Genomic DNA, 22,981 nt, shown 5'->3' on the forward strand with positions numbered 1-22,981 from the left:
TTAGTACAAAATGAAAATGGCCAGCAAAATTGCTGGCCATTTTCATTGATAAGCTTTGTTATTAACAAGATTGGGTTACTGAGGTTTGACTAATTGCTTAATATTGATGCAACGATACTCATTTTGACGGGTCTCTAATAAGGCGCGGCGGGTCAGTTTTGATAAGCCTGTTTCAGTATTAAGCACTTGATCTATCATAGTAATGTTATCAATTGAGCAGGCACGTGGAATTAACGCCTGAGTATAACTGCGCATAAATACCGGGCCTTTTTTATCTAACTCAATTAAATTCGCTAATCGCTGCTCTGCCGTAGCAGCACTGAGTAAATTTTGCTCGGCAGGATACAAGTTAAACATGGCTACCCGCAGTTTAGAAAACGGCATGGCTTGGCTATGTTCAATGGTATTTAGCCATTGGCGCTTAAGGTGTGCTTGTGGGCGAATAACCTCAGCAGCAAGGGCGGCCTTTTCACCTGAATCAGATGTGTCGGTCATTTTTTCACGTTGGAGTAATGCATAGGCGTTACCGTAATCAAAGCGATTAAGTTGTCTAATGATATCCCAACGTAAATCTTGATCTAACACCAATCCTTTTACTTTAGTGGTACCGGTTAACAGTTGCTGTAAGTGCTTTAACGGATCTGACTGGGTTGATAAGCTAACATATGCGGAGAACCAACGACGTTGGAAGTCACTATTTTTATGATGCTCCATTGTCATGCGTAAGCTCATCTGACTTAGTGCTCGGCTGACTTTATCCGCATACTGTTTATTGGCGGGAGCCATTAAATCGAGCATTTCTTTGGCGCGCAGTAAGTTACTGATCACTTGACCTAAAATGGTATAATCTTGCTCAAGTGGCGCATTAATTAATGCTACATTAATGAAATCATTTAACGGGGCCTGACCATCTAAAACACTGTCCCACATGCTTTGCCATAACATTGAACGCAATAGAGGATCGTGCACTTTATTGAGTGCTTGTTTGGCAGTATTCATCGAGCGTTGGTCTAAATCAACTTTTACAAAGCCCCAGTCATCTAGGTTTGGATAGACTAAATCAGGACAATATGCGCCTACTAATTCGCTGACGTTAGTGCGTGCACCTTTGTAGGTGACCACAGCGGTTTGATGTTCTTCAACGCCATGTTGGCGTTGATAAAATAAGCCAATTTTAACTTTTTGTTCGCGTAATGTTGGAAACTCATCGCTTACGGCGCGCTGAACCAGTTGGAAGTCGCTAATCATGCCGTTGGCACAGGTGTATTCAGCTTTAATACTGTTAACGCCTGCTTTGTATAACCATTCTTGAGTCCACTGACTTAGATCACGGTTACTGGCTTTAGCTAGGCTACCGATAAAGTCATCTAGTTGGGCATTTTGATAACTGAATTCGGTAAGGTACTGCTTAACCCCTTGGCGGAAGGTTTCTTTACCGAGTAAATGACTTAATTGATTTAACGTTGATGCGCCTTTTTGGTAGGTAATCGCATCGATATTATCAAAGGCATTTTGAGTTGTGGCTACAGGCACTTCAATCGGGTGGGTGGTAACTAGTGAATCTAACTCATAAGCGCGTTGCTTGCCTGATGCATAAAAGGTACGCCAGGCATGGGTGAATTCAGTCGCTTCAGCTGTGGCAAGTGTGCCCATAAAGGCTGCAAAACTTTCATTTAACCATAATCCGTTCCACCATTTCATGGTGACTAAATCACCAAACCATTGGTGTGCCATTTCATGCATGATAACGCCTGCGAGGCGCTCTTTTTGCGAGGCGGTCATTTTAGCGTTAAATAAGAATCTATCTTCTGAAAAGGTTATTGCTGCGGCATTTTCCATTGCGCCATATAAAAAGTCAGGCACTAGAACTTGATCGTATTTTTTGAATGGGTAAGGGATGCCAAAGTAGCGGTCAAAAAAGTACAACCCTTGTTTGGTATAGGTAAACCAGTCTTGTGGAGTGACTTGTTCTGTGACCGACTGACGGGAGAACAACCGCATTGGATACGGTCCACTGTTGTCTTGCCACATATGATATGGGCCAGCATGCAGTGAAAAGTTATAAGGGCTTAACTTAGGTGATGCGGGAAATACCCATACATTATCATTACCTTGTGCGCTAATGCTGCTTTCGCGCATTGCACTTATCACTTGCCAATCTTTAGGGGCATGAACGTTAAGCTGGAAACTGGCTTTTAAATCGGGTTGGTCAAATACGGCGAACATCTGCTGGGCTGCAGCCGGTTCAAAATGCGAGTACAAATAGACTTTGCCATCTACCGGGTCAACAAAGCGATGTAACCCCTCACCATTAGTGCTGTGTTCGCGAGTAAACTCAATGGCAATAGTATTTTGTCCTGATTGCAGCAGCGACGGGCTTAAAGTGATATAGCTGCCATTGTATTTAGGGTAGATTTTTGAACCATTAACTATCATAGAGATGATATTCGCTTGGTTTAAATCTAAGGTCAGGTTTTTTGCTGTGCCATTTAATTCGAAATTAACAGTGGATATGGCGCGAAATTGACTTTGTTCACTTAGGAAAAAGGTCAGCTGATAGTCAACATTGCTGATCACCCGAGCGCGTTCACTGGCTTGATACTCACTAATAAAAGGCGTGCCGTCCCGAAGACTGGCGGTTGTTGACGATGTATTCATACAGCCAGTTATTGCCGTGGCTGATACACAAATACCGAGTAGTTTTACTATAAAGGCGTGTCGCAATTTCACTTAATGGTTTTCCTAACGTTGCACAGCAAAAGTTGTTGCAGATATAAGAAAGCCGACATGAATGTCGGCTTTAATAATATATAAATTAAATTTTACATACCTAAGAAAGACTTAGACTTAGTTTTACGAATTTCTTTTTCATCAGACCATTCAATTAAACCTGTTTCCAAGTCCATTAAACGCATGGTCATTTTGTAGTACACATCTTTGGTGCTGCCATCTTGCTTAACTATGCTAGATAAGTTGCCATAAAGCATAAATTGCGCACCAATTTGGCGACCAAACTTAATCGCTGTAGTTGGGTCAACCATACCCGCATTGTTTTGATAATCGAGCTGTTTGCGAACGGCATCTACCTTGGTCATGTCAATAAAACGAAACTTACCAGATCGAAGTAACTTGTTACTGATGGTGTCGGTAACTGACTCAGTATCGATATGTTCAGAGGTTTTGTTTTTAATTTTGTCGACAAAAATAATTGGACGATTATTTTGAGTCATCACCACAACCGGTGGGAAGGTCATCATGCTATCAACCATTTTAGCCGCAATAGCTTGTAAATCAGTAGAGCCGAAGTTTTCGTTAACGGTTTCGACTTCTGTAGCGTCGCCATATTCCACTTTGGATTGACAAGCGGCTAGCCCCAACACTGCGGCAAGAACAAATATTAGTTTCATTGGTTTCATAATCAATTCCATAAGTTGGTGGTGCAATTACAGGATTATCGAATAAAAACGGGTACGATTACCAGTATCTATAACCCAAATTAATGTAGTTTTATCTGATTTAATCTCAATTTTAGTCTTTTGTGTATTATCTAGGCTAATTTCATATTCGCCTGGGTCAACATATTGCCGAGCAATTTGCGCGTGATTAGGCAGGGTTAACCAGCTTCTGCGATCAGCTTGTTCTGTAATAACATTAAAAATTTGCATTGCAATCACGCCAGCATCAATTTGGTCGTTACGGCGCTTACTTTCACTGCGTACGCTTTGTGCCATTTCAGCTTTAGCATAAACCCTTAGCGCCTGTCTCACCAATGCTGCGGGCAAGTCTTCTTTTAACGCATTAATTGCCAGCGCGTCGATATTGGCTATGGTTTCAGCTTTAAGGGCGCTGCCAAGCCCCTGAATAGAGACCGGCGCGCTATTATTCATCGCAGGTTGATATGTCGCCAGTGACACGGTTTGCCAGTTACCATCGATGGTAAAGGGGACTGTCAGACTTTGCTTTTCAGGCACAAAACCACGCTCAATTAAAAACACCACTTGGCCTTGTTTTGGGGTGGCTAAAACTGCATCGCCCCAACGGCGTGAAAAGTCGTCATATTGTGGCATCGAAAGTTGCTTAGCCAGCCTAACTAAATCCTGTTGTAAGTATTTATTATTAGGTGATATTTGAGCGGCTTTACGGTAATCAATATAGGCGTCGTTGGGCTCACCGAGTAATTCGTAAAGCAAACCTGTGGTGTAATAACTGTATGCATTTAAAAATGAGCTGGTTACTGTTCCGGCTGATTGGCCTAACTTGTTTACTTCAGCGTCTATTGTGCCGTTTGCCATCGCCTGGACTGATTTTTGTGACTTTTGGTAGCGAGCTTGCTCACTGCTTTGCAATTCATTACTGCGTCTTAATTCTACCATTGCGCCCTGTGAATCACCTGAAAACAGGTAGTTTAAGGCTTGGTACTGGTGCAGCATAATCCGCTCATAGCCAGGGCCGCGATAGGGAATAGCATTATCGTTTAATAATAAACTACTGGCTTTGGAGCCCATGTCAGTGACGCTGATTTTAGCTTTATCATCAAAGGCTTTATAAGCTTCCATCGCTTGTTGGTAATAGTGTTTACTTTGTTCAAAACTGCCATTGATTTGCGCTAAACGTCCAGATTCCTGTGCATATAGTAAGCCGTCATTAGAGTCGATTTCATTAGCAATATCATCAAGGTCAAGTGATGGGCTAGGGCTGTTGATTTGTTGTTTGTAAGGGATTATTTGTGATGGATAATTAATGAATATACTGTTGAACGCACAGCCTGATAGAGTCAAACACATCAAGATACTGATAATGGTTGAACGTGGTATCAAGAAAGCATTCAGTTTCATTCATTATCCTTACTGTTAAGTGACCCATTGAAAATTTTAAACGCTAACGTAGATTTAAATATACGCATTTTGCTTAGTTTGTTCGCTTATTAGGCTTCGCTCAAGTAAGGTAATGCCTTGAAGATGGTCAAATTCATGCTGAAAAATGCGCGCAATAAACCCAGTTAAATTTTGAGTCACCAAATTACCATTTAGTTGTTGATATTGCACTTTAATATCCGCATGACGCCAAATATTAATTCGCTGCCCTGGTATAGATAGACAACCTTCATCGGCAGATTCCATTAACTCAGAGGCGGCCAATATAGTCGGGTTAATTACCACAATAGGGGTCATAGTTGGCGCGGTGGGATAACGTTCATTAGGCCTGGAGGCCATAATAAACATCGCCACAGTGCTAAAAACCTGTGGTGCGGCAATGCCTACTCCGTTTGCAGCCGTCATGGTTGCCAGCATATTGGCGGCTAATAATTGAATAGACTGATCAAATAGGGTCACTTTTTCAGCTGTTAAGGTTAAAATATTTTCCCCCGTAACAGCTATTGGCAACAAAATAGCATCAGGCATAAACATCCTTTGCAGATAATATTCGTTAATGTGAGTCAGTATTAGATTTAGCGTTCCAGCTAATTAACCGCATTAGTAATGCGGCGGTGGTGTTTCATCTGCGTGACTGGCCATATTACTGGGTTCAATCGCATGTAATTTATTAACCATTAGCATAATTTGATGTTGCTGGCGCGACACAATATCATTTAACTTAATCACTTCTTGATTCAATTCTTCCAAAGTAATTTCTTGAAACGCCATCTTAGTTTCTAAATCATCAATTTTGGTTAACAACTGTTCCATTCAAACCTCGACAATAACATTTATAAATCCCAGGCTTCTAATAAACCTTGGCTGCTAACACTCATCACTTTGCCAGTACTGGGCTGGGTGACAGAGTATACTACAGCGCCTCTATTTTGGCTGTTTTTAGTCACCTCAACTTGCCATCTTTGCTGGCGTTCACCAGAGTTGACTTGCCATAAAAATATTTCTTTAGACGGAGTACCGGTTAGCAGCTGAGTATTTTGGTTAACAAAGCGTGCGCTAGACACATTCATTTGGCGACGTTCAATTAACAGTGCACTGATTTTTTTGCCTGAGTTTGATTGCCAAATTGCTGCATTGCCAGTGATATCACCGGCAAAGCTTAGGGTGCCATCACCACTGAGTAAAACTTTAGTAATTCTTGAATCTAATTGCCATTGCTGTAAAGGCTGGCCTGTTTGTGCTTGCCATAAAAGGATTTGTCCATCATTGCCACCACTTAAGGCAACTAATCCATCATCAGAAATAGACACGCTATTCACTTTTTCCTGATGCCCTAAAAACTGGATTAATCCCTGATTATCAGGTTGAAGCGACATGACAGAGCCATCAGCCAAACCGATTAACGCATGACCATTGTTAGCAATAGCGACACTTTGAGCGTAAGCAGGTAATGTCCACCAGCCGACAGAGTGGCCATTATCGATATTCCATATTGCTACAGAGTCACTGGATAAGGTGGCGGCGTAGGCATTGTTAGTTGAAATGGCAGTGTCAAATACATTGCTGCTATTACTTGCACCATGTACCCATTGATACTTGATTGCTTTATCAGCGAGAGACCAGAACTGTACGCCATTATTGGCGGTACTGATTAATGCATATTGACCATCTTGGGATAAGGTGGCGTGGTAACTCGCATCTGAAGTGAGTACCACGGTATTATCTGCCTTAGGTTGGCAAGCAATGAGTGAAATAGAGCAAAAAATCAGCAGTAAAACGCGTAACATGAACTTGCTCCTTAAAAATTTGTCCATAAGGACTCAACCCAATGGTATATCAGAAATAGTTAGTATAAAGTGGCTCACTAACATTAGCCTAATTGTCTCATTACAGACAATGATGTGCTTATTGTAACCACTTAAGGATGCTGAGGAAGCTTTAATGAAATCAATTTATAAATTATCGTTAGTTGCATTAGCCGTTGTTGGTCTAACTGCATGTAACCAGGAAGAAGCTGTAGCGAAAAAAGTTGAGCTTACAACTGAAGCTCAAAAAGAAGCTTACAGTGTAGGTGCATCTATCGGTAAGTACATGTCTGGCCATATCAAAGAACAAGAAGAGCTTGGCTTTGCTGTTGATCGTACTTTGATCATCCAAGGTTTCAGCGATGGTTTAGTTGATACTACGGACTTGACCGAAGAAGAAATGCAAACGGTTTTACAAGGTCTAGACAAAAAATTAAATGACAAGCGTTTAGAGCAAGCTGAAACCTTAGCGGCTAAAGCGATTGAAGAAGGCCAGAAGTTTCTAAGTGACAACAAAGCTAAAGAAGGCGTTGTAACGACAGAATCTGGATTACAGTATGAAGTATTAACTGCAGGTGAAGGCGATAAGCCTGCTGCTGAAGATACAGTAGAAGTGCATTATCGTGGCACATTAACCGACGGTACTGAGTTTGATAGCTCATACACTCGTGGCGAGCCTGCAAAATTCCCGCTTAACCGCGTAATTCCAGGTTGGACCGAAGGCGTTCAGTTAATGTCTGTTGGTGCAAAATACAAGTTTGTTATTCCAGCTGAATTAGCTTATGGCGATCGTGATACTGGTACTATTCCAGCTAACTCGACATTAGTGTTTGAAGTTGAATTAATTTCAATTGAAAAGGCACCTGCTGAAGCGGCTGCAAAATAACTTATTAGCTAATCGTTAATAATTAACATCAAAAATGGGCGCTAATTAGCGCCCATTTTTTATGTATTTTAAATAGGTATATTTACGCAGTATTTCATGATTGAGATAGCGTATTAAATCCATTTTAGGCGATAAAACAAGTACATTTGCATCGCGATTAAGGCTATTAATCCACCACAAAATGCGGCAAATGCCCAACTTGATTCTGCTCCTGGAATGCCGCCGATATTCACCCCGAGCAAACCGGTTAAAAACCCCAGTGGTAAAAAGATCGCAGAAATAAGTGATAAGAAATACAAACGTTGATTGAGCTGCTCGGCTTGTCGTGATTGAAGCTCCTCTTGAGTGAAGCTGGCACGATCGCGTATGGCATCTAAGTCTTCTATCACTCTTATCAGGTTATCCTGAGTTTCCCGCAAACGAATTTTATCTTGCTGGTCAAGTAGTAGGCTGTTTTCATGCAGGATTTTTCCTAATGCTTCACGTTGTGGTGCAAGGTATCTTCTTAACACTACGGTTTGGCGGCGTAACTCAGCAATATCTATGCGTAATGATTTATTGGTGTCTGTGACAACTCGCTCTTCTAATTCATCCATCAGTTCTTCAAGTTTGTTAATGTAACCCACTTGGCGCAGCGTAAGGTGATCGACAACTGATAAAATAAACCCGGCACTATCAACAGGCCCTTTGGCTAACTGAATACTGTCAGCCACTTCTGTAATTGATTGTAATTGGCGCTCACAAGTAGAAATAATCCGATGTTCTTCAATATAAATACGTATTGAAACCATGTCCTCAGGATCTGAGTTAGGGTTGAGGTTCACTCCACGTAATGTTAATAAAATACCATTAGCTGAATGAACTACCCTAGGGCGAGTGTCAGACGCCAGTAAGGTATCTCTTTCGGCTTTTTCTAAGTTTTGATTGTTCAACCAATGACGGGCATCGGTTGATTTATATTTTAAATGCACCCAAAGCAAACCATCTTCGGGCTTCCAACTGGCTAACTGCTCTTCTGATAGCGTTTGACCTGCATTTGGGCCAGTTAGCAGTAAACGATAAATAAATCCTTTGTGCATAAGGCATTTCCTTAACGAATTGTATTTGAAAATCAATTCTGATGAATTAGGGCTACTTTACGATATATACTGGCAGCGCCCAATAGGTATCGTACTGTCATTTACAGCAAAATATCATTTATGGTTTAAAATAGGTTATAGCAAATTGAGTTATGGCCAATAATTATTAAAAGCCTGAGCATAATTAAGAGTATAAAATGGAATTCGAATTTCGACGTAATCGTCTAGATGACACTGTATTTGCCAGCTTCAGCATGGATCATGAAGTGTTTGGTCGCTGGTTTGCCGAAGAGTTAGGCGCTGATGTGACACGTGCTCAGCAAGTGCTGACTCACATTGCCCAATTAATCGCTGGGGTTAACACCCAATGGCGGGACATTGGTAATGATTTAACCCTTGAGGCCGACATTGAGCAGGTCCGTATTTTTGTTAACGCGATTGATTTTGACGAAGAGCATAATCTTGAGGACGGTATGGCATTGTATAATGCTGAATCAGAGGGGTATTGTGGCCTAGAAGACTTTGAAAAAGCGCTTAAAAGCTGGTTGGTATTTATTCAAGAATAAATTTTTCAGATTTAATTGGTGTTTGCTGCAGATAGGTTACAAGGTGCAAATGTTATTTAAGCGCGCTTTTCAAGCGCGCCTTTTCAACGGATAAAGCATTAGATTGTACAAAAGCATCAGCCATCGCCTTTGTATTGATTTTAGTTATCGTGAATTAATCATAAATCAAAGTATTACAGTAGCTTATTGGTTTAGGTACCTTACCGCCATCTCTGTACGTGATTTAGCATTTGCTTTGCGCAATAAGTTTTTAACATGCACTTTTACAGTGCCTTCGCTGATATGTAAATCTTCTGAAATCACTCTATTACTTTTGCCTTCGGCCAATTCCTGTAAAATTTGCAGTTCTCGTGGGGTAAGGCTTTCAATCCATCCATTATCATCCGGTGCGGTCTTCAATTCGTATAGATAGGCCTCAACTTCAGCGCTGATCACGCGGTGGCCTGACATGGCCTTTTTAAGCTGCTCTAACAGTAACTCTGGCTCAGTGTCTTTTAATAAATATCCATCAGCACCAGCACGAAGTAGACGAATAACATCTTGTTTCGCATCTGACACCGTTAGAATTACAATGCGAGCGGTTACCCCTTCCTGACGCATGGCATTTAAGGTATCTAAACCCGACATGCCCTTCATGTTTAAGTCTAGCAATATAATGTCCGGCTCATTAGCGCTTAATGCAGTTAACGCATCTAAGCCGGTACCGACTTCACCGAATAGAGTAAAATCTCCATCAGAGGTAATGAGTTGGCAAATACCACGACGAAGTAAGGGGTGATCGTCTACAACGAGTACTGAATATGGCTTACCCATTTAAAGGCTCCTGCTGTGGTGGAAAACTAAGTGTTACTGTGGTGCCGCCAGTAGTGTTAGCACTAAAGGACAGTTGGCCATTTAATTTGCTGGCACGCTCATGCATTATACCAATGCCAAAGTGTTGATCACGCTCTTTTAAATGTGACACACCCATGCCGTCATCTGAAATAGTGATGTTAATTATTGCTGATGATGTTAAGTGACAATCTATCACGATATGTTTTGCTTTGGCGTGTTTAATTGCATTTAACGTGGCCTCACGAGTTAAATGTAAAATATGAATATGTTGTTTTGCTTCAAGTAAATGCGCTGACAATGCATATTGTAAACTCAACTGAATATCTGTTTGGGGCCTTAGCTGATCAAGCATCACTTCTAAGGCGTGGTTTAAATTAGGCTCTTTAATGGTTAAGCGAAAAGTCGATAATAATTCTCGCAGTTGGGCATAGGCAAAGCTGACGCCATCGTTAATTTCAGTTATTTGAAGCTCTACTGCTTCATTACGGCAATTATCAGGTAATTTTTTACGTAACAAGCTGACCTGGATTTTTAAAAATGACAATAACTGCCCTAAAGAATCATGTAACTCACGGGCAATAACAGCGCGCTCTTCCATTAGCGCGAGTTGTTGCCTTTGCTCAGTCGCATTATGGATGGTAATTGATCGTGCTAGCATCACCGCAAAATTAATAAATAAGGGTGTATTGAGCTTATGTGTGGAAATGACTTCTAAATAGCCCTGGCGGGTTTGCTCTAATTGTAGCGGAAAACACACGCTATTTTGAGGTGTCGAAGGCCAACCTTTACTGGCCTCAATAACGTCTTGAGATTGGTCTTCATGTTCAATGACTAATCTTAAAAAGTCTAATTTTTCATATGTTTGAAGTTGATCTAACGCTGACTTTAGTGCTTTGTAGTCAAGCCGGTCTGAATGCAACATAATCAAGTTATCATATAAGAAATAGAGTTCATTGTTGGCACGTGTTAGCGCTAAGGTCTTATCAGATACCTGTTGTTCAAGATCTTGATATAAATTTGATAATTCTGAGGCCGTTTTTTTCAGTGCATTACTTAATGCCGTTAGCTCTATGTAATCCGTTTTAGGCATATCGACATCGAAATTACCTTGTGAAATAGTAATTGCACTATCCATTAATAATTGCAGCGGTTTTACCACTCGCCTGCGGGTAAACATAACGGCAATAGCGGCAACGATTAACATTAATGTCAACCCAATAACTTGACTCAGGACCAGTAACCTCAATTTATCGGCGGAAAAACGTTCGATTTCTAATACCAGAGTATCGACGGTATCAACAAAATCGGTTAACGCTTCACTATAAAGCTTGGTTTCACCAGTTTCTGCATAGGTTCTCATTAACTGCCATTTATCTATCACTAGTAAGTACTGTTTTGATAAGGTTTTTGGGCTGTACCATGCGAGGGAATTTTGCAGTTCATTTGAGTTGAGAGTGTTTTCAAACTCTTCAATTTTGGCGTTGACTTGGTCATTTTCTGTGTTGGCAGATAGCAATAGTCGATAACTTTGCATACGTAATGAACCTGAGGCGTTAATTGCACGTGCATCACCAATGCTGAATGATAAATTAATAATTGAGTACACAGCTAAACTTGAAGAAAGTAAGATTAGCACTAACATTACTCCCAGTATCGTAGAGGTTAAACTACCGCGTTTTAACATTTTCGATCCATTTTATGACGTTTTTCAGCTGAATTAGTGTGACATGTTTATCTACTTAAAACACCACTGAAACACAGGTAAAAAGAGAGTTCTACATTAGCTAGCGCTTTAATACATTAACAGAATTAAAAAAATGTGAGATACAACACGTTCACATATTGATCTGGCGCATACTTCTATCTCTATACCCCGAAAGGGGTATTCTTAATTAAGGCTTAAATAGCTAATTTTGACCTTGGAAAGATCGTGGTTATAAATTAATTATAAAGTAACACGGAGTGAAGGTGATGAAGATGAACATAACAAATACTGTATTAAGTGCAGTCATTGCGACCAGCTTTTTAGCTGCTGGTGCAATAGCAAGTGATAAGACTGAACCCCGCAGTGAAGTATATAAAGATAAGTATTCTGCTCAGTATGAGTCTTGGCATGATACCAGCGAAAGTAAAGAAATTGTTGATATGTTGGAAGAGGTACCTAGCTTAGTGGTTTTATGGGCAGGTTACGGTTTCGCAAAAGATTATAATGCGCCACGCGGTCACCATTATGCGGTTACTGACGTCACTAACACATTACGTACTGGCGCCCCTAAAAATGCTGAAGACGGCCCAATGCCGATGGCATGTTGGAGTTGTAAAAGTCCTGATGTTCCCCGTGTAATCGAAGAGCAAGGCGAAGATGGCTATTTCGCGGGCAAATGGGCTAAAGGCGGACCTGAAATTGTTAACACAATCGGTTGTAGTGACTGTCATGAAAAAGGATCGCCTAAATTACGCATCTCTCGTCCATATGTCGATCGTGCATTAGGTGCAATTGGCACACCTTTTGATAAAGCGTCACGTAAAGATAAGCAATCTATGGTTTGTGCGCAGTGCCATGTTGAGTACTACTTCGAGAAAACCGCTGATAAACCTGGTTTTGTGAAGTTCCCGTGGGATATGGGAACTACTGTTGAGCAAATGGAAGTTTACTACGACAATATGGAGTTCTCTGATTGGACCCATGCTGTATCTCGAACTCCTATGCTTAAAGCACAGCATCCAGGTTATGAAACTTGGAAAGCAGGTGTGCACGGTAAAAACAACGTAACCTGTACAGATTGTCATATGCCTAAAGTGGCTAAAGCAAATGGTAAAGGTAAGTTTACCGATCACAAAGTGGGTAATCCGTTCGACCGTTTTGATGAAACCTGTGCTACCTGCCATAGCCAAAGCAAAGAGTTCATGGTTAATTTAACTAATGAACGCAAGCAAAAAGTAGGTGAACTTAAAGCCAGTGCTGAAGCACAATTAGTTAAAGCTCACTTTGAAGCAAAAGCGGCTTGGGATGCGGGTGCAACTGAAGCTGAAATGAAGCCTATCCTTATGGATATCCGTCATTCACAGTGGCGTTGGGACTATGCAACTGCATCACATGGTGTTGCGGCTCACGCAGCTGATGAAGCGTTACGTATTTTAGGCACCGCGGTTGATAAAGCGGCTAATGCACGTATTAAGCTTGCTCACCTATTGGCGGCTAAAGGTGTTAAGCAACCCATTGCTTATCCTGACACGTCGACTAAAGCAAAAGCGCAAGCAGCATTAGGTATGGACATGAAAACAATGAATGCAGAAAAAGAAGCATTCAAGAAAAATCTAGTGCCTAAATGGCAAGAAGAAGCAAAAAAACGCGAAGCGACTTATAAGTAAGTTGTTAAGCTTACTCAAGGCAACTTTGAAGAGTTAACTTGAATTAGCTAAATGCTTTAGTAAAGCCCTCGAAAGAGGGCTTTTTTTATGCGGTTTATCACTTGGCTAACACTAATCTTTTCTTCGCTCATTTCATCGTAGAGCTGCACCAATATTAAGCGGCCTAGTTTTTAGTGCACCATTATGGTGCTAAATTGTCGCTATTTCTATTGAAAATTTACTCTATTTCTATTTAAAACATTAACTTAAAAAACTGGCCTGATGATTGAATCTGTTTTATCAACAAATATATAACAAATTCATATTTTATTAATTTTTGGAGGTCGGGATGAAACTCGTCAGCGCAATCATCAAACCATTTAAATTGGATGATGTCCGTGAAGCAATAGCTGGTATGGGCATTGAGGGTATGACAGTTACTGAGGTGAAAGGTTTTGGTCGTCAAAAAGGTCACACTGAGCTTTATCGTGGTGCTGAATATCAAGTGGATTTTTTACCTAAAGTAAAATTAGAAATAGCCACTAAAGAAGAAAACCTAGATATGTTAATTGAGGCTATTACCACTGCAGCGCATACCGGCAAAATTGGTGACGGTAAGATTTTTGTAACTAATTTAGAACAAGCCGTGCGTATTCGTACCGGTGAAGTTGATAACGAAGCATTATAAGGGGCAATGATAATGGAAGAATTAGCAAAATTAGGACTAACTGTTAGCGAGTTACGCTTTGCATTAGATACCTTCTATTTTTTGATCTCTGGTGCATTAGTGATGTGGATGGCAGCAGGGTTTGCCATGTTAGAAGCTGGCTTAGTTCGTTCAAAAAATACCACTGAAATTTTAACTAAAAACGTATGTTTATATGCAATCGCTTGTGTAACCTACTTACTTGTTGGATATAACATCATGTATGTCGACAATACTGAAGGCGGTATTATTCCTTCGTTTGGAGCATTAATTGGTTCGCAAGCTGCTGATGCTGACCACGCACTAGAGTCTGACTTTTTCTTTCAAGTTGTATTTGTTGCTACCGCGATGTCGATTGTATCGGGTGCGGTTGCAGAACGCATGAAGTTATGGGCTTTCCTGGCATTTTCAGTGTTTATGACGACGATTATTTATCCTGTTGAAGGCTATTGGACTTGGGGCGGTGGATTTTTATCAGAAGCTGGTTTTGTTGATTTTGCGGGCAGTGGCATAGTACACATGGCGGGTGCAGCAGCGGCTGTTGCTGGTGTATTATTACTGGGTGCTCGTAAAGGTAAATACGGTCCTAACGGCCAGGTTAATCCAATTCCAGGCTCTAATTTACCAATGGCAACCTTAGGGATGTTTATTCTGTGGATGGGTTGGTTTGGCTTTAACGGTGGTTCACAGTTATTAGTGTCTGATGCTGAAAATGCTTCAGCCGTGGCTAAGGTTTTCGTTAACACTAACTCCGCCGCTGCATTCGGTGCTATAGCCGCCTTGATTGTGTGTAAAGTGGTGTGGGGTAAAGCTGATTTAACTATGATATTAAACGGTGCTTTAGCAGGTCTTGTGGCAATTACGGCAGATCCATTATCTCCTTCACTTGTTATGGCTGGTGTCATTGGCTTAGTTGCTGGTGGTGTGGTTATTTTCTCAATTATTGGTTTTGACCGTATCAAAATTGACGATCCAGTGGGCGCAATCTCAGTTCATGGAGTAGCAGGTTTATTAGGACTAATGCTAGTGCCATTATCAAATGCTGATGCAAGCTTTGGGTCGCAGTTATTCGGTGCAGTAGTTATCTTTGGCTGGGTATTCTCAGCGTCACTTTTAGTTTGGTTTGTTCTCAAGGTGACTATGGGTATTCGTGTTAGTGAAGAGGAAGAGTATGTCGGTATGGATGCATCTGACTGTGGTATTGACGCTTATCCTGAGTTTGTTAGCGTAAAAAACGGTAGCTAATTTTACAAGTGTCGAAATATTTAAGCAGAGTCCTTTAGGGCTCTGTTTTTTTATGTGCTAGATTTATTGTTTATGACATCATTTGAGACGGCCTATGAATACCTTCAATCACTTTATGACTTTTACGGTAATCGCGATAAGTTCTATGGTCAGTTATTCACTTAGTGCAGGGCAAGTTGTAGTAAGAAAGTCATCTGAACAATTTGATGCTTTTGCCGTTCGCGATCAAATTGCTAAAGAGTTCGAATGGCAAGAGGCACTCAGAATGCAGCAGCAAATTGAAATTTTACAGGCCCTGCCAGTGGGCTGTATTCCATTTGCTTTGCCGTATCGATATTTTAGCTGTAATGGCTTTGCTTATCGTCCGTATGACTATCAAAATAAAGAGTTATTTATTAAAATAGATCCGCCTAAGAATCCAGCACAACCTAAATAGTACTCTGTTAATCTGAGTTGAACTGGTGGATGCCCGTTGTTAAATTCACGTCTTTTTGGCTGAAAAGGGTTTACTTGACTAAACTTACCTTATTCGTATTTCGATTAAGAGGGTTGGGTTATGTGGTCTATTACCTTTCAAAAGTACGTCAATCCTATTACTGGCTTACATCAACTTAAGCAAAGAGTGTTACCTATATTGGTAATGTTTGCACTTTTTGGGCCACTGTCTGGCTGTCAGTCCACGTCTGTTTCAGTAGAGCCCATTGATGTGGAATCACTATTCCATGACGAGCTATTTACCACAACTGAGATCATCTCACCTGAGCAAATTTATAGCTTACCTTTGTCTTATGTCGCCCAAATAAAGCAAGTTTATTCAAGAGACAATGCCACTCAACATCGAAAAATGCCTATTCACCAGTGGCTGGCCCAATATATTGGAGCGCAAAATGGTGGCTTTGAATACCGAGACCATTACACACGCCCTGCCAGTGAAACGGCCATTAATCGGCAGGGCAACTGTATGTCGCTGGTGGTATTATCAGCCGCATTAGCGGATGTTTTTAATATACCTGTAGAATTTCAAGATATTGATGTTGAGCCTGTTTGGGATAGGCGAGGTGGATTTTATCTTGTAAATGGCCATGTGAATTTATTCTTAGACGCCACTACTGATGCTAATACAGTTTCATTTCGTGACAGCAAGATATTAGTTGATTTTCTACCCGAAAGGGCTGTGCGTGGTTTTGGTCAAAAACGAGTCAATAAGCAAACCTTGACCGCAATGTATTACAACAATATTGCCGCAGAAGCATTGGTGGAGCAACAGTATGACTTAGCTTATGCCTTGATTAAACAAGCGATTAGAATGGATCCTAGGTTTGTAGCCAGTATCAATACACTCGCAGTGATATATCGACATAAGGGCGACGATAAAAAAGCTGAACAAGCATATCAAGCTGCGTTGTCGGTCGATAATCAAGACATGACGACTTTATTTAATTTAGCCTTGATTCTGGGTGAGCAAGATAGGTTAGATGAATGGGCGGCTGTACATAAAATTTTGGAGTTACAGAGAATCAACAACCCATTTTATTATTATGATATGGCGCAGCAAGCCTATTTTGAGCAGCATTACCAAGAGGCGGTGGTGTGGTATAAAAGAGCACTTGAAAAGGCAGATTATCGGCATGAGTTCTACTTCGGTCTATCAAAGACCTATTGGGCAACGGGTGAGCGAGGTTTAGCGCAAAAGAATATGCAAAAAGCATTGGCATTAACGGGGGATATCGATGATAAACGTCGATATCAAAATAAGCTGCAGGCAATGAAAAGTTGGTAAGAATATAACTTGAGCATAAAAGTCGTGCTCAAGTTGTATTGAGCCGCTTTAGACCCGGATGTTAGTGTTCAACATACTGAGTGTTATATTTACCTTGCTCTGCATCAAGTAATATTTGCTGGTACAGATTACTCTGTTTTAGTAGGGATATTGCCTCATCAACTAAAATGGCAGTTTGTTGATCATGACAAGCAATATAGCGAGGTGCGGAGTCGAACAGGATTACCTGAGTAACTTCGTAAGGGTGTTTGATTTTGTGTTGAACTTTACGACGGTAATAATCAAAAATACGCTGCTCTAAAATAACCATTTGCGTATGCTCGCCAAATAACATTAGCACCTGACTTTGTTGACTAGCAATTTCAGTATAATCTTGGTGTTGTTTTGATACTTCGATAAATTCATCCCCCAAATATTGACTGGCATTTTGGAAACTGATCAAAGAGTATTTTTTGAGATCGCTAATGGTGTCGATTTTGAGTTTGTTCTTGGTTAAATAAAACAGGCTATTTTGATATTCGATTAAACTTTGAGTCAGAAATAAGCCATCATCAGTAGCTGGTGCATTAATAATACAATCGATTTGTTTCGTTTTTACTAATCTCAATGCCCGTAAGTTAGTTGCGTAAGTAATACTCCCTAACTTAAGGTGGCTCATCTGTAATGCTGAAGCTAATAAGTGATATTGTAGCCCGCCTTTTTGATCGACAAAAAAGTAAGGCTCAATACTGCTACTGGTTGTAAAAGTAATTGGTATATTGTTTGATCTAGGTTCAGCCGCATCGACACCAGCCAAGCTAACATCAGTAAGGTCTTCACCAGTATAGGTCAATTCAGTTGAGCAAAGTGTGGGAGAAATTTGCATGAGAGTACACAGACAGATTAATGATCCCAAATGGCTTAGTTTACTGTGCGGTTTAAGGGCGCGACTTAGTAATCTCAAATTATTTCACCTTATAAAACTGCATCGTTACCTGTAAAGTTTATTGAGTAACTATTATTCAGATGTGACTGGAGTATAACAAGCTCATTATGATCCTGCAGAAGATATTTTATGGTGTTATTTTTTGATGAGATTAACAAATCTAAAAATGAGATGAAGTAAATTATATCTTTAATATAAACAATGGTATAAAAACAATATGTTTATATTTGAATAGTTTATTGATTTGTTGATGGATAGTGGGTAAATTTTAATGTCATGTTTATGTAAATACCATTCATTTGGGACAATTTTTTGCAAAACGATTGAAATTTAGCCTGCAAGCCGGAGTTGTATTATATGTATTATCAAAATGATGATGTGCGCATCAATGAAGTCAAAGAGTTACTTCCCCCTATAGCCATTTTAGAGCGATTTCCGGCATCTGAAAATGCATCTGAAACGGTATTTATTGCGCGCAATAGTATTCATAATATCTTGGCTAGAAAAGATGACCGCTTACTCGTGGTGATAGGGCCCTGTTCAATTCATGACACTAAAGCTGCACTTGAATACGGCCAACGTTTAGCTATTATGCGCGAAAAATATGCCGATGAACTTGAAGTGGTTATGCGAGTGTATTTTGAAAAACCACGGACAACCGTTGGTTGGAAAGGGCTCATTAATGACCCTTTTATGGATAACAGCTTTAAATTAAATGATGGACTGCGCACTGCACGTAAACTGCTGGTTGACTTAAATGATCTTGGTATTCCCACTGCTGGTGAATATTTAGATATGATTACCCCGCAATATGTGGCTGATATGATGTGTTGGGGCGCTATTGGCGCACGTACCACAGAATCTCAAGTTCACCGTGAGCTGGCATCAGGATTGTCATGCCCAGTCGGTTTTAAAAATGGTACTGATGGCACCATAAAAGTGGCCATAGATGCGATTGGAGCAGCTAATGCCCCGCATCATTTTCTATCTGTTACCAAGTTTGGTCATTCTGCTATTGTATCTACCAAAGGAAATCCTGATTGTCACATCATTTTACGCGGAGGTAAAAAGCCTAACTACAGTGCAGAAGATGTCAGTAAAATCCAATCACAACTTATCTCGTCTCAATTAGCTGACAATATTATGATCGACTTTAGCCATGCCAATAGTGCTAAGGATTATAAACGTCAGATGCTAGTTGCTGAAGATGTAGCAGCTCAGATTGCTGCAGGTAATCATGGTATTTTTGGTGTGATGGTTGAAAGCCATCTAGTTGAAGGACGCCAGGATATCGTTGATGGCAAAGTTGCATGTTACGGCCAAAGTGTCACCGACGCATGTATAGGTTGGCAAGATACCGAAGCGCTTTTAGCCACGCTTAGCAACAGCGTAATAAAACGAAGAGGCTAAAAAGAGATTTAATTTAAGGCTTAATAAATATGGCGCCTTACGCGCCTTATTTTTTAATGCTTTGTGTTAAATACTCATTTGCTTTGGCAAGTGTTCCAAATGCTAAAATGAGATTGTTACGCCCTTTGTCTTGTAATTCAGGGTTATTTGACTCTATCATCATCCAAACCCATGTTTGAATTAACTGTAGTGGAGGGTATTTTATATTCTCACTGTCTAGCATAAAGCTTCCTACCAATCATATTCAATTAACGATTACGCCATTAGCTTATGGTGCTAATTCTTTTGGGTAACCTAGTACGGTTAAAGAGTAACAAATTCTGATCTTAGAAATAACTCTTATTCGAGTCAAAAACCGCTAAAAGGCAATTTATTTTCAATTAACTAGTATTTTTGGAGTGCTTTAATTTAATTTAGTAGGTTAAAAGTACTGCTTTAATCGATTTAATAGTGTCATGCTGCTTTCGTTTGAGATTGTTTCTGAATATTTTAAATTATGCAGATTATTCTTATATGACGAATTTTGCATTTGTTAACATCATTGCTGTGAGTGCGGTGTTACCATGCCCACAGAGGAAATCGACTCTATCTCAATATTTATCGCCCTTGATTAATTGGAGCTATTTATGCGGCCATCCGCTTATTTTGAAGGACCTGTAGGGAAACTTAATTGGACAGTATTAGGTATGCTTTGGCCTTATTTATTAGAATTTAAGGGGCGTATTTTTTTAGCTATGACCTGCTTGGTTGTGGCGAAGTTGGCCAGCGTGGGTTTACCGTTTATTTTAAAAGAGTTAGTCGATACGCTTGATAGTAATACTTCAGCTGCAAATGTCATTGTCGCCGCTCCAATCGTATTAGTGCTCGCATATGGTGCAATCAGATTCCTCAACGTGGTGATCGGTGAAATTCGTGACACGCTTTTTGGCCGAGTAACAGAAAGAGCCATGCGGCGATTAGGTTTGGCTGTATTTGAACATTTGCATCGATTAGATTTAGATTTTCATTTAGATCGTAGAACCGGTGGTTTATCCAGGGATATTGAACGCGGTACAAGCGGTGTAAGCTTTTTAATGCGTTTTATGGTATTTAATATTGTACCGACCTTGCTGGAAATCACCTTAGTGATTGGTATTTTTTTCTATCAATACGGGATTAGCTTTGCGTTAATCACACTTGTTTCTGTAGTGGCTTATATTGGCTATTCGGTTATGGCGACTGAGTGGCGTACTGAATTTGTACGAGAAGCCGCTAGGGCAGATTCTTTATCTAACACCCGTGCTATTGATAGTTTATTGAATTATGAAACAGTTAAATATTTCAATAATGAAGCCCATGAGGCCGCGCGTTATGACTCTGCTCTTTCAGAGTGGGAAGTGGCAAAGCGAAACAACCGTTTATCATTATTTGCCCTAAATGCTGGACAGGCGTCGATTATAGCGATTGCGATGACAGCCATGATGTGGCTTGCTGCTGTCGAGGTGACTGAAAAAACCATGACAATTGGTGATTTTGTACTGATTAATGCCTTTATGATGCAGCTATTTATTCCACTTAATTTTTTAGGCTTTGTTTACAGAGAGATCAGAGGTGCACTGGCCAATATTGAACGTATGTTTGATATTTTGGATAAACAACCTACCGTAGTTGATAGGGAGCACGCCAGTGATCAACCCCCAGAGCTCGGTAAGATTAAGTTTGAGAATGTCAGTTTTCAATATGATGAAAGGCAAATATTAAATAATGTTAGTTTTGAAGTTCCTCTAGGTAAAAAAGTAGCTGTGGTTGGTGACAGTGGGGCCGGTAAATCGACCTTGATTAAATTACTGTTCCGCTTTTACGATGTTAATAATGGCCGTATTACCATAAATGATGTTGATATTCGCGATATGACTCAACAAGCATTAAGGCGCGCTATTGCGATTGTTCCTCAGGATACAGTGTTATTTAATGATTCTTTATTTGAAAATATTCGCTATGGTAGACCCAATGCAACCCAAGTTGAAATAGAGCAAGCCGCTGAACTCGCTCATTTGAGTGAGTTTATTAATGTGCTCCCTAAGCAATGGCAAACCAAAGTTGGTGAGCGTGGATTAAAGTTATCTGGTGGGGAAAAACAACGGGTCTCTATCGCACGCGCAGTATTAAAATCTGCGCCCTTTTTAGTATTCGATGAAGCAACATCATCTTTGGATAGCCGCTCTGAGAAAGCCATTTTAAACGCTCTACGTGATGCAGCTAAAGGACATACAAGTCTAGTGGTAGCACATCGTTTATCAACAATTATCGATGCTGATATGATAGTCGTACTAAGCAAAGGGCAAATAGTTGAAACAGGCACCCACGCGGAATTGATCAATAACAAAGGCTTGTATGCACACTTATGGACTATTCAGAATGAACAAACTTAAACAACCTCTTTCCGTGATGTAAACCTTATTAAACATTGGCTTATATTTGTTTTTGTGTTGCATTAACTTACGGCAAACCAGCTATTTAGGTGATAATTTGCCTTGTGTTCAAAACAATTAACAAGTTTGCTATGAAATAGGTTAAACGTGTTAGATTTAGCAAATTGAACGTATTTCATAACTCGAGTGAGGTTAAGTTGAATTGTTAACCTGTTGCAAGAAACAAGGTATAACTAGTGTTTATTAATAGTGTTTGAGTATAATTAACTCAACTATTTAACAGGATTATGGGTTGTTTATTAAAAAGCCGCACACTAGATTTGGATGGTTTGACAGCATGTCTCAAGTGCTTTTTTTTAAATGCTAGTGTTCAAATGCTTATAACATATGGAGGTGGCTGATGCAGAATATTCTTTTAATCGCAGCCCTAGAAGGTACTCAACACCAGGTGAGTACAGATTGGTTTGCTATTGTTGCTATGTTAAAAGCGCGTGAATTATCAGATGATGAAATTAACCGTGTTTATAATGAATTGTGTGCAGGATTAAGAGTGACAACACGTGGGGTAACATTAGCGAAGCAGTCTATTAATGAAATGGACAAGAAAATTATTAAGCAATCTGAAAATAAGGATTTGCTGATATAGGTTTGTATTTAGAGAAGCTCGACTTAAGGCTTTAGTTGTTGAGTGAGTGCTGAAATATTTAGTAGTTACCAATAGTGCTTAGGAGTTATCAATAGAGCTATTTTTTTTGCCAACCAATACAAACCAGTTTTATTAAGGTATCGGGCTCTGTTAATGGAACAAGCCTAATAATTTTACCTTGTTCAAAACACACCATCTCGCCTTCAATTTCAGTTAGACGATCGCAATTTTTACAGCTGTAACTTGCTGTTTTTCCTTTTATTGCAGTTTGAACGTTCTTTAAATTCAAGATTGTATCCTTTAAAGCATTTTTATCGACTTTTAGTCACTATCTGGTAGTCGCTCTCAGCTAGTCACTATAGGTGATGCATCTTACACTTTACCTCTGTAATGTGATCTATGCATCACCTTCTAGTCTAACTGATAATCAAAAAGCTTTAAAGTAATACTTTGGGACTGTATT

At 40.0% G+C, this 22,981-nt stretch carries 22 protein-coding genes; 10 read left to right on the plus strand and 12 right to left on the minus strand.

What is annotated here, in order from left to right:
- Window positions 1–75: 75 nt before the first annotated feature.
- The 6 genes from pepN to ACRWP9_RS06025 form a co-directional block, all read right to left on the minus strand.
- Window positions 76–2,658, minus strand: coding sequence for an aminopeptidase N (gene pepN, locus ACRWP9_RS06000; protein ID WP_434928943.1), 2,583 nt, complete (start codon window positions 2,656–2,658; stop codon window positions 76–78).
- A 164-nt stretch (window positions 2,659–2,822) separates the two neighbouring features.
- Complete coding sequence (lpoB, locus tag ACRWP9_RS06005; protein ID WP_226410971.1) at window positions 2,823–3,416, minus strand: penicillin-binding protein activator LpoB; 594 nt, start codon at window positions 3,414–3,416, stop codon at window positions 2,823–2,825.
- Between the two features lie 27 nt (window positions 3,417–3,443).
- A complete protein-coding gene (locus tag ACRWP9_RS06010) occupies window positions 3,444–4,835 on the minus strand; it encodes a COG3014 family protein (protein WP_434928363.1) in 1,392 nt (463 codons plus the stop codon).
- Window positions 4,836–4,889: 54 nt separating this feature from the next.
- Window positions 4,890–5,402 carry a peptide deformylase gene (gene def, locus ACRWP9_RS06015; RefSeq protein WP_434928364.1) on the minus strand — a complete coding sequence of 171 codons (513 nt, stop codon included), beginning with the start codon at window positions 5,400–5,402 and terminating at the stop codon, window positions 4,890–4,892.
- A 72-nt stretch (window positions 5,403–5,474) separates the two neighbouring features.
- On the minus strand, window positions 5,475–5,687 hold the full coding sequence (locus ACRWP9_RS06020; RefSeq protein ID WP_226410968.1) for a SlyX family protein: 213 nt from the start codon (window positions 5,685–5,687) through the stop codon (window positions 5,475–5,477).
- A gap of 20 nt (window positions 5,688–5,707) precedes the next feature.
- The gene (locus tag ACRWP9_RS06025; protein ID WP_434928365.1) at window positions 5,708–6,661 is read right to left on the minus strand and encodes a WD40 repeat domain-containing protein; all 954 of its coding nucleotides are present in this window, start codon (window positions 6,659–6,661) and stop codon (window positions 5,708–5,710) included.
- A 154-nt stretch (window positions 6,662–6,815) separates the two neighbouring features.
- On the opposite strand from ACRWP9_RS06025, the gene fkpA reads away from it, so the two are divergent.
- Window positions 6,816–7,565 carry an FKBP-type peptidyl-prolyl cis-trans isomerase gene (gene fkpA, locus ACRWP9_RS06030; RefSeq protein WP_434928366.1) on the plus strand — a complete coding sequence of 250 codons (750 nt, stop codon included), beginning with the start codon at window positions 6,816–6,818 and terminating at the stop codon, window positions 7,563–7,565.
- 113 nt (window positions 7,566–7,678) lie between these two features.
- Here the strand turns inward: fkpA and ACRWP9_RS06035 are convergent, their stop codons facing one another.
- Window positions 7,679–8,644 carry a zinc transporter ZntB gene (locus tag ACRWP9_RS06035; protein ID WP_434928367.1) on the minus strand — a complete coding sequence of 322 codons (966 nt, stop codon included), beginning with the start codon at window positions 8,642–8,644 and terminating at the stop codon, window positions 7,679–7,681.
- Between the two features lie 197 nt (window positions 8,645–8,841).
- Between ACRWP9_RS06035 and ACRWP9_RS06040 the strand changes: the two genes are divergently transcribed.
- Window positions 8,842–9,210 (plus strand): YacL family protein, encoded by a 369-nt coding sequence (locus ACRWP9_RS06040; RefSeq protein WP_434928368.1) that lies wholly within the window; start codon window positions 8,842–8,844, stop codon window positions 9,208–9,210.
- A gap of 183 nt (window positions 9,211–9,393) precedes the next feature.
- On the opposite strand, the gene ACRWP9_RS06045 is transcribed toward ACRWP9_RS06040, so the two are convergent.
- Window positions 9,394–10,023, minus strand: coding sequence for a response regulator (locus tag ACRWP9_RS06045; RefSeq protein WP_226410963.1), 630 nt, complete (start codon window positions 10,021–10,023; stop codon window positions 9,394–9,396).
- Entirely contained in the window at window positions 10,016–11,728 is a 1,713-nt protein-coding gene (gene narQ, locus ACRWP9_RS06050; protein WP_434928369.1) for a nitrate/nitrite two-component system sensor histidine kinase NarQ, read from the minus strand. The genes ACRWP9_RS06045 and narQ overlap by 8 nt, the downstream gene beginning before the upstream one ends.
- Window positions 11,729–12,021: 293 nt before the next feature.
- Between narQ and nrfA the strand changes: the two genes are divergently transcribed.
- From nrfA to ACRWP9_RS06075, 5 genes are all read left to right on the plus strand, one after another.
- On the plus strand, window positions 12,022–13,416 hold the full coding sequence (nrfA, locus tag ACRWP9_RS06055; RefSeq protein ID WP_434928370.1) for an ammonia-forming nitrite reductase cytochrome c552 subunit: 1,395 nt from the start codon (window positions 12,022–12,024) through the stop codon (window positions 13,414–13,416).
- A 328-nt stretch (window positions 13,417–13,744) separates the two neighbouring features.
- Window positions 13,745–14,083 carry a P-II family nitrogen regulator gene (locus ACRWP9_RS06060; protein WP_226410960.1) on the plus strand — a complete coding sequence of 113 codons (339 nt, stop codon included), beginning with the start codon at window positions 13,745–13,747 and terminating at the stop codon, window positions 14,081–14,083.
- A 12-nt stretch (window positions 14,084–14,095) separates the two neighbouring features.
- On the plus strand, window positions 14,096–15,346 hold the full coding sequence (locus ACRWP9_RS06065) for an ammonium transporter (RefSeq protein ID WP_434928371.1): 1,251 nt from the start codon (window positions 14,096–14,098) through the stop codon (window positions 15,344–15,346).
- A gap of 94 nt (window positions 15,347–15,440) precedes the next feature.
- The gene (locus ACRWP9_RS06070; RefSeq protein ID WP_434928372.1) at window positions 15,441–15,782 is read left to right on the plus strand and encodes a hypothetical protein; all 342 of its coding nucleotides are present in this window, start codon (window positions 15,441–15,443) and stop codon (window positions 15,780–15,782) included.
- Between the two features lie 120 nt (window positions 15,783–15,902).
- The gene (locus ACRWP9_RS06075; protein ID WP_434928373.1) at window positions 15,903–17,126 is read left to right on the plus strand and encodes a tetratricopeptide repeat protein; all 1,224 of its coding nucleotides are present in this window, start codon (window positions 15,903–15,905) and stop codon (window positions 17,124–17,126) included.
- A 61-nt stretch (window positions 17,127–17,187) separates the two neighbouring features.
- On the opposite strand, the gene ACRWP9_RS06080 is transcribed toward ACRWP9_RS06075, so the two are convergent.
- Window positions 17,188–17,991 carry a substrate-binding periplasmic protein gene (locus ACRWP9_RS06080; protein ID WP_434928374.1) on the minus strand — a complete coding sequence of 268 codons (804 nt, stop codon included), beginning with the start codon at window positions 17,989–17,991 and terminating at the stop codon, window positions 17,188–17,190.
- Between the two features lie 417 nt (window positions 17,992–18,408).
- Here ACRWP9_RS06080 and aroG point away from each other — a divergent pair, with 417 nt between their 5' ends.
- Window positions 18,409–19,461, plus strand: a complete 1,053-nt coding sequence (gene aroG, locus ACRWP9_RS06085; protein ID WP_434928375.1) for a 3-deoxy-7-phosphoheptulonate synthase AroG — start codon at window positions 18,409–18,411, stop codon at window positions 19,459–19,461.
- Between the two features lie 46 nt (window positions 19,462–19,507).
- Here the strand turns inward: aroG and ACRWP9_RS06090 are convergent, their stop codons facing one another.
- Window positions 19,508–19,684, minus strand: coding sequence for a hypothetical protein (locus ACRWP9_RS06090; RefSeq protein ID WP_434928376.1), 177 nt, complete (start codon window positions 19,682–19,684; stop codon window positions 19,508–19,510).
- 403 nt (window positions 19,685–20,087) lie between these two features.
- Between ACRWP9_RS06090 and ACRWP9_RS06095 the strand changes: the two genes are divergently transcribed.
- Together ACRWP9_RS06095 and ACRWP9_RS06100 are read left to right on the plus strand one after the other, a co-directional pair.
- Window positions 20,088–21,872, plus strand: a complete 1,785-nt coding sequence (locus tag ACRWP9_RS06095) for an ABCB family ABC transporter ATP-binding protein/permease (RefSeq protein WP_434928377.1) — start codon at window positions 20,088–20,090, stop codon at window positions 21,870–21,872.
- 400 nt (window positions 21,873–22,272) lie between these two features.
- Window positions 22,273–22,518 carry a hypothetical protein gene (locus tag ACRWP9_RS06100; RefSeq protein ID WP_226410952.1) on the plus strand — a complete coding sequence of 82 codons (246 nt, stop codon included), beginning with the start codon at window positions 22,273–22,275 and terminating at the stop codon, window positions 22,516–22,518.
- Window positions 22,519–22,615: 97 nt separating this feature from the next.
- Here the strand turns inward: ACRWP9_RS06100 and ACRWP9_RS06105 are convergent, their stop codons facing one another.
- A complete protein-coding gene (locus tag ACRWP9_RS06105) occupies window positions 22,616–22,807 on the minus strand; it encodes a hypothetical protein (protein ID WP_434928378.1) in 192 nt (63 codons plus the stop codon).
- Between the last annotated feature and the right edge of the window lie 174 nt (window positions 22,808–22,981).

The sequence above is a fragment of the Shewanella sp. HL-SH2 genome (genome assembly GCF_051164935.1).
GTDB classification, from domain to species: Bacteria; Pseudomonadota; Gammaproteobacteria; order Enterobacterales; family Shewanellaceae; genus Shewanella; species Shewanella glacialimarina.

Coding starts and splice junctions, on each gene's coding strand:
- lpoB (WP_226410971.1), bottom strand. CDS start 3,416: ATGAAACCAATGAAACTAATATTTGTTCTTGCCGCAGTGTTGGGGCTA.
- aroG (WP_434928375.1), top strand. CDS start 18,409: ATGTATTATCAAAATGATGATGTGCGCATCAATGAAGTCAAAGAGTTA.
- ACRWP9_RS06070 (WP_434928372.1), top strand. CDS start 15,441: ATGAATACCTTCAATCACTTTATGACTTTTACGGTAATCGCGATAAGT.
- ACRWP9_RS06010 (WP_434928363.1), bottom strand. CDS start 4,835: ATGAAACTGAATGCTTTCTTGATACCACGTTCAACCATTATCAGTATC.
- nrfA (WP_434928370.1), top strand. CDS start 12,022: ATGAACATAACAAATACTGTATTAAGTGCAGTCATTGCGACCAGCTTT.
- pepN (WP_434928943.1), bottom strand. CDS start 2,658: ATGAATACATCGTCAACAACCGCCAGTCTTCGGGACGGCACGCCTTTT.
- ACRWP9_RS06065 (WP_434928371.1), top strand. CDS start 14,096: ATGGAAGAATTAGCAAAATTAGGACTAACTGTTAGCGAGTTACGCTTT.
- ACRWP9_RS06020 (WP_226410968.1), bottom strand. CDS start 5,687: ATGGAACAGTTGTTAACCAAAATTGATGATTTAGAAACTAAGATGGCG.
- ACRWP9_RS06095 (WP_434928377.1), top strand. CDS start 20,088: ATGCGGCCATCCGCTTATTTTGAAGGACCTGTAGGGAAACTTAATTGG.
- ACRWP9_RS06090 (WP_434928376.1), bottom strand. CDS start 19,684: ATGCTAGACAGTGAGAATATAAAATACCCTCCACTACAGTTAATTCAA.
- ACRWP9_RS06045 (WP_226410963.1), bottom strand. CDS start 10,023: ATGGGTAAGCCATATTCAGTACTCGTTGTAGACGATCACCCCTTACTT.
- fkpA (WP_434928366.1), top strand. CDS start 6,816: ATGAAATCAATTTATAAATTATCGTTAGTTGCATTAGCCGTTGTTGGT.
- ACRWP9_RS06025 (WP_434928365.1), bottom strand. CDS start 6,661: ATGTTACGCGTTTTACTGCTGATTTTTTGCTCTATTTCACTCATTGCT.
- ACRWP9_RS06040 (WP_434928368.1), top strand. CDS start 8,842: ATGGAATTCGAATTTCGACGTAATCGTCTAGATGACACTGTATTTGCC.
- ACRWP9_RS06075 (WP_434928373.1), top strand. CDS start 15,903: ATGTGGTCTATTACCTTTCAAAAGTACGTCAATCCTATTACTGGCTTA.
- def (WP_434928364.1), bottom strand. CDS start 5,402: ATGCCTGATGCTATTTTGTTGCCAATAGCTGTTACGGGGGAAAATATT.
- ACRWP9_RS06080 (WP_434928374.1), bottom strand. CDS start 17,991: ATGCAAATTTCTCCCACACTTTGCTCAACTGAATTGACCTATACTGGT.
- narQ (WP_434928369.1), bottom strand. CDS start 11,728: ATGTTAAAACGCGGTAGTTTAACCTCTACGATACTGGGAGTAATGTTA.
- ACRWP9_RS06100 (WP_226410952.1), top strand. CDS start 22,273: ATGCAGAATATTCTTTTAATCGCAGCCCTAGAAGGTACTCAACACCAG.
- ACRWP9_RS06035 (WP_434928367.1), bottom strand. CDS start 8,644: ATGCACAAAGGATTTATTTATCGTTTACTGCTAACTGGCCCAAATGCA.
- ACRWP9_RS06060 (WP_226410960.1), top strand. CDS start 13,745: ATGAAACTCGTCAGCGCAATCATCAAACCATTTAAATTGGATGATGTC.